This window comes from Kribbella caucasensis, from assembly GCF_004361855.1.
Classification (GTDB): domain Bacteria; phylum Actinomycetota; class Actinomycetes; order Propionibacteriales; family Kribbellaceae; genus Kribbella; species Kribbella caucasensis.
In genome coordinates this window covers 192,518-205,770 of the sequence record NZ_SNWQ01000018.1, presented here as the reverse complement: position 1 = coordinate 205,770, position 13,253 = coordinate 192,518, and the positions used below count along the sequence as shown (strand labels likewise).

General features: G+C 67.5%; 12 protein-coding genes. 7 read left to right on the top strand and 5 right to left on the bottom strand.

What is annotated here, in order from left to right; all coding sequences use genetic code 11:
* Positions 1-339 precede the first annotated feature (339 nt).
* The gene (locus EV643_RS31665) at positions 340-1,758 is read left to right on the top strand and encodes a DUF6880 family protein (RefSeq protein WP_133803846.1); all 1,419 of its coding nucleotides are present in this window, start codon (positions 340-342) and stop codon (positions 1,756-1,758) included.
* 3 nt (positions 1,759-1,761) lie between these two features.
* Here EV643_RS31665 and EV643_RS31660 read toward each other — a convergent pair whose 3' ends face one another.
* On the bottom strand, positions 1,762-2,838 hold the full coding sequence (locus tag EV643_RS31660) for an LLM class flavin-dependent oxidoreductase (protein ID WP_133803845.1): 1,077 nt from the start codon (positions 2,836-2,838) through the stop codon (positions 1,762-1,764).
* A gap of 152 nt (positions 2,839-2,990) precedes the next feature.
* Here EV643_RS31660 and EV643_RS31655 point away from each other — a divergent pair, with 152 nt between their 5' ends.
* Positions 2,991-5,738, top strand: a complete 2,748-nt coding sequence (locus EV643_RS31655) for a helix-turn-helix transcriptional regulator (RefSeq protein ID WP_133803844.1) — start codon at positions 2,991-2,993, stop codon at positions 5,736-5,738.
* A 1-nt stretch (position 5,739) separates the two neighbouring features.
* Here EV643_RS31655 and EV643_RS44360 read toward each other — a convergent pair whose 3' ends face one another.
* Both EV643_RS44360 and EV643_RS44355 read right to left on the bottom strand, forming a co-directional pair.
* The gene (locus tag EV643_RS44360) at positions 5,740-6,186 is read right to left on the bottom strand and encodes a VOC family protein (protein ID WP_166665648.1); all 447 of its coding nucleotides are present in this window, start codon (positions 6,184-6,186) and stop codon (positions 5,740-5,742) included.
* Complete coding sequence (locus tag EV643_RS44355) at positions 6,183-6,380, bottom strand: hypothetical protein (RefSeq protein WP_166665647.1); 198 nt, start codon at positions 6,378-6,380, stop codon at positions 6,183-6,185. The genes EV643_RS44360 and EV643_RS44355 overlap by 4 nt, the downstream gene beginning before the upstream one ends.
* 113 nt (positions 6,381-6,493) lie before the next feature.
* Between EV643_RS44355 and EV643_RS31645 the strand changes: the two genes are divergently transcribed.
* The 4 genes from EV643_RS31645 (at position 6,494) to EV643_RS31630 (ending at position 9,679) form a co-directional block, all read left to right on the top strand.
* On the top strand, positions 6,494-6,901 hold the full coding sequence (locus EV643_RS31645; RefSeq protein ID WP_133803842.1) for a VOC family protein: 408 nt from the start codon (positions 6,494-6,496) through the stop codon (positions 6,899-6,901).
* 91 nt (positions 6,902-6,992) lie between these two features.
* Positions 6,993-8,285: a Fic family protein gene (locus EV643_RS31640; protein WP_133803841.1), complete on the top strand. Its 1,293-nt coding sequence runs from the start codon at positions 6,993-6,995 to the stop codon at positions 8,283-8,285.
* 2 nt (positions 8,286-8,287) lie between these two features.
* A complete protein-coding gene (locus EV643_RS31635) occupies positions 8,288-8,902 on the top strand; it encodes a DUF7711 family protein (protein ID WP_133803840.1) in 615 nt (204 codons plus the stop codon).
* 15 nt (positions 8,903-8,917) lie between these two features.
* Complete coding sequence (locus tag EV643_RS31630; RefSeq protein WP_133803839.1) at positions 8,918-9,679, top strand: alpha/beta hydrolase family protein; 762 nt, start codon at positions 8,918-8,920, stop codon at positions 9,677-9,679.
* 116 nt (positions 9,680-9,795) lie between these two features.
* On the opposite strand, the gene glnA is transcribed toward EV643_RS31630, so the two are convergent.
* The gene (gene glnA / locus EV643_RS31625; protein ID WP_133803838.1) at positions 9,796-11,220 is read right to left on the bottom strand and encodes a type I glutamate--ammonia ligase; all 1,425 of its coding nucleotides are present in this window, start codon (positions 11,218-11,220) and stop codon (positions 9,796-9,798) included.
* 169 nt (positions 11,221-11,389) lie between these two features.
* On the opposite strand from glnA, the gene EV643_RS31620 reads away from it, so the two are divergent.
* The gene (locus tag EV643_RS31620; protein WP_133803837.1) at positions 11,390-11,857 is read left to right on the top strand and encodes an RDD family protein; all 468 of its coding nucleotides are present in this window, start codon (positions 11,390-11,392) and stop codon (positions 11,855-11,857) included.
* 24 nt (positions 11,858-11,881) lie between these two features.
* Here the strand turns inward: EV643_RS31620 and EV643_RS31615 are convergent, their stop codons facing one another.
* On the bottom strand, positions 11,882-13,159 hold the full coding sequence (locus EV643_RS31615) for an SAM-dependent methyltransferase (RefSeq protein ID WP_133803836.1): 1,278 nt from the start codon (positions 13,157-13,159) through the stop codon (positions 11,882-11,884).
* Between the last annotated feature and the right edge of the window lie 94 nt (positions 13,160-13,253).

Sequence of the window (13,253 nt, the reverse complement as noted above, 5' to 3'; positions counted from 1 at the left end):
ACAGGACTCAAAGGTCCAGGACGTAGGAGTGCTCACCCACCGGCGGCTTACCAGTCCCGAGTCTGCCGGACGGCGACTCGGTAACTCTCATTAGGTCCAGGACGTAGGAGTGCTCACCCACCGGCGGCTTACCAGTCCCGAGTCTGCCGGACGGCGACTCGGTAACTCTCATTAGGAGGTAGTGCCCGTAGATCGGCACGCCGTCGCTCGGCTGAGCGTGGCCAGTCCGGCCCGAGGCGACTACCTCCTGTCGAAATGTACGGCGGTCGACACCGAGCGACCTCTTCCCACCGTCGGCCTCACCCCGAACGTCCGACAGCCCTGGCATCATGACCGTCCATGGCTGTGACCGACTTCAACCAGCAAGCCGATCAGCGGTTACACGAGTTCCTCCGGGCGCAGGACTCGGCGTGGCTGGCAGAGCAACTGCTGACCGCCACACGGACCGATCCGTTGCTGCGGGCCCGTTTGGAAGTCGCCGCAGGTGCCGACGCCGGGGTCGCTTATGACGATCGCGTCCTGCGGGCGGGCCTGGAACGGGCCATCGAGATCTATGACTTCGCGGATTACCGCTCGGCAGACTCGTACTTTCGGGATGTAGACGAGGCGCTCGACGCGGTGGACGGGCTGATCGACGCGGGTTTTCCGGATGCGGCGGCGAGCCTGGCTGAGTATGCGCTGGAGTTGCTGGAAGAGGCGGCCGGGCTGGTCGACAACTCCGACGGCGGGCTGCGCGTCGCGATCGACCGGGCCGAGGAGATCCACTTGGTCGCCTGCACGGCCGGTCGGCCCGATCCGGTCGAGCTGGCGGAACTGCTGGCCGACACGGCGATGGCCAGCGACTACGAGGTGTTCTTGAACGTGCTGCCGGACTACGAGCCGGTGCTTGGGCTGACCGGCCTGGCCCGCTATCGCGAACTCGTCGAGCAGGCATGGCGGGACCTGCCGCCCAAGAAACCGGACGAGCACAGCCATCGCCGGTTCGTCGTAACCCACCTGATGGAACGCCTAGCCGAATGTACCGGCGGCGCCGACGCGCTGGTTGAGGTGTTGTCGCGGGATCTAACCAGCGGATACGACGTGTTATGCATCGCGCAGCGACTGTGCGCCGACGGCCGTGACGACGAGGCGCTCGACTGGTTGGCACGGGGGATGACGGAGTTCCCGCCGGACCCCCGGTTGCGCACCTTGGCTGCCGCTTGCCACGTCCGCGCTGACCGTAGGGCAGAAGCGGGTGAGCTGTTGTGGAAGAACTTCAACGACCGTCCGAGCCTGGACGCTTACGTTTCCCTGTGCGACGCCACAGCCGAACAGTTCCCGATATGGCGCGATCGCGCGATCGAAAAGTTACTGGCGCAACCGGCGACATCGGCCAGGTTCACGTCGACGCCCTACAGACCCGAGGGGCGTTCGACGCTGGTGGAGGTGCTGCTTTGGGAAGCGGATGCCGAGGGGGCCTGGCAGGCCGCGATGGACGGTGGTTGCCGGGACGACCTCTGGCTCCAACTCGCCCGGCAGCGTGCGGCGATCAACCCGCCCGACTCGATTCCGATCCTGTTGCTGGCCGCCGACCAGAAGATCGGCCACAAGAACCGCGACTCATACCAGATTGCTGCCGACCTGTTGGCCGAGGCCGGCGCGTTGTTCGCCCGGTGCGATCGCAGCGAGGACTTCGAGTCCCACCTGACCGCGCTACGCAGTACACATCGGGCCAAGTGGGCACTGCGGGAGGAACTCAACCGAGCGGGCCTGCCGTAATCCTCACGAGGCAGACGGGATTGCGTTGTGCAGCAGTGGTAGCAGTTGGTCGCCGATGCGGATGATCTCTTCGCGGTACGGGGTGTCCGAGAGGACGAAGTGGGTGATGCCGAGGTCGCGGTACTTGCGCAGGGACTTGGCAACGTCTTGCGCGGACCCGACCAGCCAGGTGGTGCCGGCGCCTCCGCCGCCGTACTTGCCGGGGGCGGTGTAGAGGTTGTCGTCGAGGACGTCACCCCGGTTCGCCAGGTCAAGCAGTCGCTGCTGGCCGACCGCCTTGAAGCGTCGTGGGTCGAGGTAGTCGTTGCCTCCGCTCTCGGCCATCTTCGCGACCTTGGCCTCGGCGTCGGCCCACGCCTGCTCAGTGGTGTCGCGAACCAGCGTGGTAATCCGTAGCCCGTACTCCAGCGGTGCGTGCTCCCGGCCGAGCTCGGCCTGCAGACCCTTGAGCCGGTCGATGCGCTCGGCAACGCCTTCGAGCGGTTCGCCCCAGAAGAGCTGGACATCCGCCTCGGCGGCCGAGACCCGCTCAGCAGCAGCCGACGCACCGCCGAAGTACAGCCGCGGATGCGGCCGCCCCTCCCGTACTGCGGGCCGCGTGGCGACCGTCGATCCGGTCACGGAGAAGTACTCGCCGGCGAACGTGACGTCCTCCTCGGTCCAGAGCCGGCGCACCAACTGAAGGAACTCCTTGGTCCGGGCATACCGCTGCGCCTGGTCGCCCTCGCTGTCGCCGTACGCCGCCAGGTCGTCCTGTCCGGAAACGATGTTGATCAGCAACCGTCCACCGATGAGCTGATCGAGTGTGGACGCCGCCGACGCGAAGTGCGCCGGATGCCAGTACCCCGGCCGGATCGCCACCAGCGGCTGAAACGTCGTCGTCCGAGCCGCCAGCGCCGTCGCAACGGTGAACGTGTCGGGCCGCCCCCACCCGGTCCCGAGCAACGCCCCACCCCACCCATGCTCCTCGGTCAGCCGAGCCAAATCCGTCAACCGCTCCAGACTGTTGTGCCCCCGCACAGCATCATCACCACGATGCCCAGCCTCCACCTGATTCGGGATGTACCAGAGAACACTCATGCGCTATCCCTTCCACCTGCCGTTCGTTCAAAGAACTGTATTTCACCTGACTTACTCGATATGGCCCGTCTCATTGACCGGGAGGCCGAGGTTCGGGGAATCGGCGAGTCCTGGTCGAATGCGCTTCAGTTGCGCGGGTCTACAGTCGAGCTATGGGGATGCGGGGAGCTCCGGGCCTCGTCGGCCGTGACGCCGAACTGTCGCGGCTGGCAGACCTGCTGGCTCAGGCCGGATCGGGTGGCACGGTCGCCGCGGTCATTCGCGGCGAAGCCGGAAGCGGGAAGACCACCCTGCTTCGGACAGTGGCAGACCGCGCGCGGACCGACGGATGGACCTGCGTGGCCGTATCGGGGATCGAGTCCGAAGCTGTGTTGTCCGGCGCCGGCCTGCTCGCAGCCTTGACGCCGCTGCGGCGGGACCTGGATTCGGTGCCCGCGGTCCAGGCCGACGTCCTCGCTGCGGCGCTCGGGTGGGGTCCAACGTCCGGTGTCGGGGACAGGTTCTTGATCGGCGCGGCGACACTGAGCCTGCTGGCGGCGGCCGCGGCGCGCGCACCGCTCCTTCTCGCCGTCGACGACGCGCAGTGGGTGGACGCGCAGTCGATGGAAGCTCTTGCCTTCGCCGCTCGTCGCCTTGGTCATGACAGGTTCGTGATGCTGGTGACGCACCGGATCGGGACGCCACTTCCGGTACCACTGGACGGCTTCGACGTGGTCGCCGTTGCAGGGCTGATGCCAGACGCAGCCCGCGAACTGCTCGGCCCGGGCTTCTCCGCGACCGTCGTAGAGCGACTGGTGTCCGAGACCGGAGGGAATCCGCTGGCGTTGCGAGAGTGCCTGCACGCCCTCAACCAGGCTCAACGGGCCGGCGCGGCTGCACTTCCCCAGGCGCTTCCCGTGCCGGACCGGTTGAACGAGCTGTACGCCGTCGAGCTCGGCCGCCTCTCGCCAAGCGCGTGGCGAGCCGTCGTACTGTGCGCCGCGAGCACCGACGAGGCTGCTGCGCCGATGCTTGCGGCTCTGGTCTCGGAGGGCCTGGACCCTGATGAGTGCCTGGCCGGGACCGCGCAGGTACTGGTTGTCCAAGACGGTCGGTGCACCTTCCGGCACCCGCTGCTGCGGTCGGCTGCGTGGGCCCGTGCCACCGTGATCGAGCGGCAGGCCGCACACAGGTCACTCGCCGCCGTCACGCTGGATCAGGCCGCCCGGGCATGGCATCGCGCCGAGGCGACACCTGGCCACGACAACGCCCTCGCCGAGGAACTCGCCCGCGTCGCCGATGTGGACCGGTCACGGCGCGGGTTCGCGGCCGCGTCCGGCGCCATCGAACGTGCTGCCCGGCTCACTGCGGACCCGGGCCGACGGGCCGACTGGCTGGCAGTGGCGGCCGAGGACGCGCACCTCGCCGGCGATGCCGATCGGGTTCGACGCCTGGCGGCGGAGGTGTTGCGTTCCGATGCCGGCGCCGAGTCACGCGCCCGGGTCCTGCTCACCCTCGGAATGCTCGAGGTGTGGTACGGCACCTTCGCCCGCGCCCGAGACCTGCTCGAGCAGGCGGCCGAGCTCGCCACCGGTCTGCAGCTGATTCGGACACTCTCGGAACTCTTCCACATCTGCTACCTGCTCGACGACATAGCAGGCATGGTCGCGGCGGCCGACCGGGCCGCAAGCGGCGCCGACGGCACCGAACCCGAGCAGGCGATGCTGGCGGCCTACCTGCCCGGAGCCGCGCGAGTCGTCGAGGGCCGCCCTGATCTCGGCGCGCCGCTGATTCACCAAGCTCTAGAGTTGCTGGAGACCGACCCGGTTCTGCGCGACGACCCGCGCCACCTGTCCGTCTTGCTGCTGTGCGCCCGTTGGCTGATGGACCCGCAGACCGTCGCAGCCTTCATCGATCGACGGATCGCCCGTGCCCGCGAGGCCGGTGCTCTGGGGCTGCTGGCGATGGGGTTGTCCTTGTACTCCGGCGGGCTGGCCTGGCTGGGCGATCATGTCCGGGCCCACGCGTTCGCCGGCGAAGCGGTCGAGCTCCTGGAGATCCTGGGCTACACCGCGGACCCCGGCGTCGCGTACGAGATCGCCGCCATCGAGAGCGCCGCCCGCGGCATGCACGACGACGCACAGCAGTTGCTCGACCAGGCCCGGCGGATGGTAGCGATCAACGGCTTCGACCCGATGCCGCCGCATCTGGCCCGGACCGTCGCGTTCTGCGCCACCTGCCGCGGCGACCTGGACGAGGTGGCCGACGTACTGGAGGACCAAGTCGTCCGCTTCGACGGCATCGGCCTCTATCTCGAACCGCTGGGCGTGGCGCCGCTCCTGGTCGAGGCCTACCTGGGTCTCGGACGCGACGCGGACGCCCAGGCGCTGGTTGCGCGTTTCGCAGCCGCCCAGGCCTTGGAGCCGATACCGCCCGTGGCCGCGATGCTCGCCCGCTGCGAGGCACTGGTGGCCGACACCCTGGACGACGCGGTGCCGGCGTTTGAACGGGCCCTCGCGCTGCTGGGCGACCAGCCCGATCAGTTCGAGCCGGCTCGAACCCGGCTGCTGTACGGCATGCGGCTGCGCCGCGGCGGGCGTCGGGTCGACGCCCGCGTCCAGCTCGAGGCCGCGCGGCGGGCGTTCGTCGAGATGGAACTGACGCTCTGGGCGGAGCGGGCCGCGCACGAACTCGCCGGCACCGGCGAACGGGTGCACTCCCGAGACGCCACGAGGGAGCCCCTGACGTCCCAGGAGACGAGGGTCGCTCTGCTCGTGGCGCAAGGCATGAGGAACCGTGAGGTCGCGGCGGCGCTGTTCCTCAGTCCCAAGACCGTCGAGCACCACCTGGGCGCCGTACTCCGAAAGCGCGGGCTGAGGTCGCGCACCGAGCTGGCGCGCGCCCTGGCGACCGAGACCTGACTCAACCGTGGGTGGCCGCGACCGGGACCGCGTCGTCCGCCAGGCCGAGGATCGCGGCGAACTCCGGCTTCATCACGTACAGCTCGATCGCCAGTTCGTCCGGTGCGCGCAGATTGAGGTGGTGACCCGCGTCGGTCTCGACGATCGGTGAGTGCGGTACGCCGAGAGTGGCCAGCCGTTGCTGCCAACTCAGCAATGCCTCGACGCTCGGTACGGCGTACGCCAGGTGGTCCAGACCGACGTTGTGCTCGTCGAATGTGCCGGACACCGTCCGATCGTGGTCGCTGATGATGACCGCCAGCCCCACGGCTCGGTCGAACAAGAAGCAGTGCGTCGGCTCCTCGCTGAACACCTCGAAGCCCAGCACCTCGACCCAGAAGCGCTTGGCCGCGTCGCAGTCCCGGACGCTCAAGGAGACGTGCGACAAGCCCAGAATGCCCGGTGTCATCGCGCCGGCCCTCGCCGCTCGATGTCTGACCGATCCCTGAGCAGCGCGCGCCAGAGGTAGGTAGGCGCCGGAGCACCGAACCACACGATGCCGGGCCACAGGCCACGGTGGAGACTGCACAGCAAGCGCGACCAGCGGCCGTCGTCCGCGGCCGGTCCGATGGAGGAGTTCGTCGAGTTCGTCGAGTTCGTCATGCCACGACGATCCGTCCGGCGGGCCGCTCGTCGCGTCGGGAGAATCCCCCAACCTCAGGATTGTCGGAGTCGCTTTGTAGCGTGCCGTGCGAGAGCTCTCGAAGGGATGACTGATGAAGATCGCCAGGCAGATCACCGTGTTCGATGCCGCCGACATCGCCGCCGAGAGCGCGTTCTGGGCGGGGCTCCTGGGTGGCGAGGTCTATGAGGACGACCGCTTTCACAGCGTGATCGTCGACGGCAAGTGGCGGTTCGGGGTACAGCTTGCGCCGAACCACGTTCCGCCCGAGTGGCCGGACGGGCCGCAGCAGCAACAGGTCCACCTCGATCTGCATGTCGAGGACATCCGGGCCGCACATGACCACGCGATCTCGCTCGGTGCCCGGCTGCTCAAGGCAGCCGACGACCTGGACACCGAGGAGGGCCACCAGGTCTACGCCGATCCCGCCGGGCACCCCTTCTGCCTGGGCTGGCACCGAAACGTGCCCCCCGAACACGACTTCGGCGCAACAAAGGGCTGAGACATGTCCGAGTCCTTGAACTGATCGCGCATCTATCAAAGGTTAGTTCTTATTCTTTGATAGATTGTGGTTCTGTGAAAGGAAACCGCTGATGGCCACTTGGGAGCAGGCGTACTGGGAACCCAGCGTCGACTCCAACATCCCACGCTCGGCACGGCGCGCGGGGTCGTACGAACGGTACGTCCCCGACAGCATCGACGGCCTCGCGCTGGTGATCGACGGAGACATCTCTCGGCGGGTCACTGCCGTTGAGCGGAGCATCCGAGCACTCAATGGCCCGGAGGCGGAGAGCCTGGCCGGCATAGCACGGTTCCTGCTGCGCTCCGAGGCGATCGCCAGTTCGCGGATTGAAGGCATTGCACCCTCGGCACAGCAGGTGGCTCTGGCCGAGTTGGGCCAGTCCGAAACCGTTCGCGGGATCAGCGAGCAGGCCCGGCTCGTCGCCAACAACATGACGGTTGTACGACGCTCTTCGACCGAGCTCGCCGAGACTGAGTCCCTGACAGTCGACAACATTGTCGGACTCTTTCAGTCGCTACTTCCCGACCAGCCGCGACATCACGGTCTGCGTAAGGTGCAGAACTGGATCGGCGGTTCGGACTGGAGCCCGATCGATGCCGACTTCGTGCCGCCGGGCCACGAGAGCGTGCCGGCCCTGATGGCCGACCTCGTCGACTACATGAACGGCGCCGCCCACTCGCCGCTGATCCAAGCCGCAGTCGTGCACGCGCAGTTCGAGACGATCCACCCGTTCACCGACGGCAACGGGCGGGTTGGTCGTGCCCTCATTCACACGGTCCTGGCCCGTCGCGGGTTGACCGAACGCGCGGTGCTCCCCATCAGCCTCGTGCTCGCCACCCTGCGCGGTCGCTACGTCGAAGGGCTGAACGCCTACCGCCACGACGCGCCGGCGGCGAGCCCTCAAGCGAGCACGTCGATCAACGAGTGGCTCGACATCTTCATCCAGGCCTCGGCAATCGCCGTACAGCGGTCCGAGATGCTGATCGAGCAGATCAACGACCTGAGGTCTGACTGGGCGAAGCGGCTCTCCAACCATCGGAAGTCGGTCGGCTTACGTGAGACGCCCCGCGCGGATTCGGCCGTAGCACGACTGTTGAACCAACTTCCCGAGGCGCCGGTGGTCACCGCCACGACCCTCGCGAAGATACTCGGTATCTCCTTTCCGGCCGCGAGCGCTGCGCTGGACGAGCTGCGCCAAGCCGGAATTGTCCAGACCAAGTCGATCGAGCGGGGTGCCACGGCTTACGTCAGTCGTGAGGTCCTGGATCTGATCACACTGACCGAGCGTGCGCTCGCGAGTACGAGGTTCGATACGCGCGCCTCTGCCCCGAATCGTCCGGTGCCCGCGCGACCGCAGGAGTGACCATGCGACACCGACGAGCCGTCGACAAGTTGCGCCAATTGGCCGAGGCATGCCAGTCGACAACGAGAATGCCGCTCGAAGAGCCGTTCCTGCGCGAGGCGTATGTCTTCGGCGACATCCTCGACGGCGATGACCCGATCGAGTACCTCCAGATCGCGTTCACGCTCAACCTGCCCCCGGAGGAGGTGCCCTGGTGCTCGCAACCCCCGGGCACGCCGTGGCTGGTGCAAACTCTGCGGCTGGACAAGGGCGGCTTCGCGTACTGGTGGCGCTCAGGGCACGGGCCTGTATGGAACCACGCCATCCGCCGGCCCGTGCGGTTCTGGTCGCTCGACGGCACCGATGAGGCAGTACTGGATGCCCTGCAGGAACGCCGGTTCGCGGATCTTCCGAGACTGGAGGCTAGCCCGGCGGAACTACTGCGACGCGCCGAGGTAGAGCTCGACCAAGCGCTGACTCAACTCCGTGGTGTCCACGAGAAGTACTGGGACCGCGAGTGGCGCAGCGAACATCGTGGGGGTGGCCGCTACCCCGAGACTCACCTCTGGGAAGCCGCCGACGGCTACCTCGACCTGTTGGACGCCGTGCACCGCTTGGCCACGGAGGCGACTGCGTGACGGAGGATGACTGACGTGGCCGAGCGCGTCTGGTTCCCGAGCCTGAGCGGGCCCAAGCTGGCTGGTCTGGTCGACCATCCGGCGGCCCCAGTCCGTGGCTGGGGAGTGTTCTCGCACGGCTTCACCCTGGGCAAGGACAGCCCGGCCGCCGGCCGGATCTGCAAGCAGCTGGCCAGCGAGGGCATCGGGATGCTCCGCTTCGACAATCTCGGGTTGGGCGACTCCGAGGGCGACTGGGGCCACGGGTCCTTTTCCAACAAGGTCGCCGACACTGCCCAGGCCGTGCGATTCATGAACGAGTCGGCTCGCGAGGTGCGGCTGCTCGTGGGGCACTCCTTCGGCGGCGCGGCAGTCATCGCCGCGGCCCACCACGTCGACTCGGTGCGCGCGGTGGTGAGCATTGGCGCGCCGTACCAGCCTGGCCATGTCGAGCACAACTACGACGCGCTCGTGGAACGGATCCTCGTCGACGGTGAGGCGCCGTTCCTGATCGGCGGCAAGGCGCTCACCCTCCGCCGACACTTCATCGAGGACGTGCGCGCGGCGGACCTGCACGAGCAGATCCGCACGCTGCACCGGGCGCTGCTGGTGATGCATTCACCGACCGACAACACCGTCGGCATCGCGAATGCGAGCGAGATCTTCCGGGCGGCCCGGCACCCGCGCAACTTCGTGTCGTTGGAGGGCGCCGACCACCTGCTGACCGGGCGCAACCAGGCGAAGCGCGCGGCCCGCATCATCAGTGCTTGGGCGGACCCGTACCTGGCCGACCAATGAAGGTCAGCCGCGCTGCCTCTCACAAACGGCGGCAGACCCTGAGCAACGTCGCGAGGACGTTGCCCAAGGTCAGCCGCCGTTTTGCGGACTACCTGCAGGTCAGGGACCCGCGCCGATCACACGTCGTAGTAGAGCTCGAACTCGTGCGGGTGGGGGCGGAGCTGGATCGGGGCGATTTCCTGCTCGCGCTTGAGGTCGACCCAGGTCTCGATCAGGTCGGAGGTGAAGACGTCACCCTCGAGCAGGAAGTCGTGGTCGGCCTCGAGGGAGTCGATCACGGCCGGCAGCGAGGTGGGGACCTGGTTCAGCAGCGCGTGCTCCTCGGGCGGAAGCTCGTACAGGTCCTTGTCGACCGGGTCGGCCGGCTCGATCTTGTTGCGGATGCCGTCCAGGCCGGCCAGCAGCTGGGCCGAGAAGGCCAGGTACGGGTTCGCCGACGGGTCGGGGCAGCGGAACTCGATCCGCTTCGCCTTCGGGTTCGAACCGGTGATCGGGATCCGGATACACGCCGACCGGTTGCGCTGCGAGTAGACCAGGTTGACCGGCGCCTCGAACCCCGGGACCAGGCGGTGGTAGGAGTTCACCGTCGGGTTGGTGAAGGCCAGCAGCGACGGGGCGTGCTTGAGTAGACCGCCGATGTACCAGCGGGCCACGTCGGAGAGGCCGCCGTAGCCGGACTCGTCGTAGAACAGCGCCTCGCCGTTGGAGAACAGCGACTGGTGGCAGTGCATACCCGAACCGTTGTCGCCGAAGATCGGCTTCGGCATGAAGGTCGCGGTCTTGCCGGCCGCCCAGGCGGTGTTCTTGACGATGTACTTGAACTTCATCAGGTTGTCGGCGGTCTTCAGCAGCTCGTCGAAGCGGAAGTTGATCTCCGCCTGACCCGCGGTGCCGACCTCGTGGTGGGCGCGCTCGACGACCAGGCCGGACTTCTCCAGCGCCAGCGTGATGTCGTCGCGCAGCTCACCGAAGTGGTCGGTCGGCGCGACCGGGAAGTAACCACCCTTGTAGCGGACCTTGTAGCCGCGGTTGCCGCCGTCCTCGACCCGGCCGGTGTTCCAGGCGCCGGCGATCGAGTCGATCGCGTAGTACCCGGTGTTGGCCTTGGTCTCGAACCGTACGTCGTCGAAGACGTAGAACTCGGCCTCGGGGGCGAAGAACGCGGTGTCCGCGATGCCGGTCGACTTCAGGTACTCCTGCGCCTTGCGGGCGATGTTCCGCGGGTCGCGGCTGTACGCCTCACCGGTCAGCGGGTCGTGCACGAAGAAGTTGATGGCCAGCGTCTTCGTCCCGCGGAACGTGTCGAGGAAGGCCGTGGTCGGGTCGGGCAGCAGCTTCATGTCGGACTCGTGGATCTGCTGGAACCCGCGCACCGACGAACCGTCGAACATCAGGCCCTCTTCGAAGACCTCAGGACCGAACGACGACACCGGGACGGTGAAGTGCTGCATGATGCCCGGTAGGTCGGAGAACCGGACATCGATGATCTCGATGCCCTCGTCCTTGACGTAGGCGAGCAGCTCCTCAGCGCTGGAAAACATACGTACTCCTAGGGTGGCTCAGAGATTGCTTCGTAACGTAGGGCCTGACGATTACTCGGTCGTGACCCCAATGTTTCGCGGATGTTACGCCCAGCGTGTCCGCGCTGACCCACTGGTGTACGCCGGGGGAGGGCGTGAGAACTCAGCCCGCCTCCGTAGGCTAGCCATCATGGCATCAACCCCTGAGAACGGCACAGGACCCACCGAAGAGTTCCGGTATGCGGGCAGCCGTCTCGGATTGCCCGAGCAGGGGTCCGGTTCGGTGGCGGGCTGGGGACGCAGAGTGCTCGCCCTGTTCCTGGACTGGGTGATCGCCGGCCTGGTCGCCTCCGCGATCACCGGCAGACCCATGTGGGCCGGTGGCAACGACTACACCACCACGCAGCTGGTCGTCTTCTTCGCCATGACCGCGCTCCTGGTCGGCCTGGCCGGCGCCACCATCGGGCACCGCGTGTGCGGTCTGCGCGTCATCACCACCCGGCCCCAGTCCGCCACCACGTACACGGCTCAACCAGGCCTGCTGTCCGGCGCCCTCCGCGCGTTCCTGGTCTGCCTGGTCATCCCCGCCGTCGTCTACGACCGAGACCGCCGGGGCCTCCACGACCAAGCCGCCAGCACAGTCGTCGTCAAACGCTGAACCCCAGTACTACGCTGCGCCGCGCTACCGACGAGTGAGCAGCAGCTGTACGTCGTCCAGATAGCCCGAGCGGAAGCCGGCTTCGGAGTACGCGAGGTAGAACTCCCACATCCGCCTGAACGTGTCGTCGAAGCCCTGCGCGGCGATCGCCGGCCAGCGGTCGATGAAGCGGTTGCGCCAGATCCGGAGCGTGCGGGCGTAGTCCGGGCCGAGGTGGCGCAGTACCTGGGCGTGCAGGCCGGTGTGGTTTCCGGTGACCTCCTTGATCACCTTGACCGACGGGATCAGGCCGCCCGGGAAGATGTACTTCTGCACCCAGGTGAAGGTGTTCCGGGTCGCCAGCATCCGCGCGTGCGGCATCACGATCGCCTGCACGACGGCGACCCCGTCCGGCGCGAGCCGCCGTTCGATCGCGTCGAAGTACACCGGCCAGTACTTCTCGCCGACGGCCTCGATCATCTCCACGCTCAGGACGGCGTCGAACTCACCGATCTGGTCGCGATAGTCCCGCAACGCCACCTGGACCCGGTCGCTCACCCCGGCATCCGCGATCCGGCGCTGCGCGAGCAACGCCTGCTGCGACGCGATCGTGATCGCCGTGACCCACGCTCCTCGCTGCGCCGCGCGGATCGCCAGGCTCGCCCATCCACAGCCGATGTCGAGCACCCTGGACCCGGCCCGGATCCCGGCCGCGTCCAGGATCGCGTCGAGCTTGTCCAGTTGCGCCTGGGTGAGTTCGTCGTACGACGCGGTCGCGAGATCCGACGCGGCCCGGTCCCCGAAGTACGCCGACGAGTACGTCAGCGTCGGATCCAGGAACTCGGAGAACATCGAGTTCGACAGGTCGTAGTGCCGGCTGATGTTCTCCCGCGCGCCGGCCCGGTCGTTCTCCAGGTCCCCGGGCTGCGAACGGGTGACCAGCCAGCGCAGCGACTGGGCCCACTTCGGGAGCAGATGACGGGTCTCCTCATTGCTGAACCGCTCCGCGAACGGCAGCAACAGATCGGCCAGATCCGTACCGGGCTCCGCGTCCCAGTCCCCGGCCAGGTATGCCTCGCCGAATCCGGACCCGGCGTCCTGTCCGAGCCGGGCCAGGAACGGAGCGGTCCGGTGCACCCGCATCGCCGGACCACCCAGCCCGTACTCACGGTTGTCCAGTATGAGTGTGGCCGGGAGGTCCTTGGCGATCATGCGGATCGCGGCCAGCGCACCGGCCCGGCGTACCGGGTTGGATCGAGGCGGGACCAGTGTCGGCCACGCCTCGGCCACCGGCTGATGCACCGCCGGAAAGAGATCCGTCATGAGTGTCTACCTCTGGTGGTCACGATAGGGAAAACGTCGTCGACGGCCATCGGTTACCTCCTTGTTCGTTCCGGATGGTCTCACCCACCGGTGA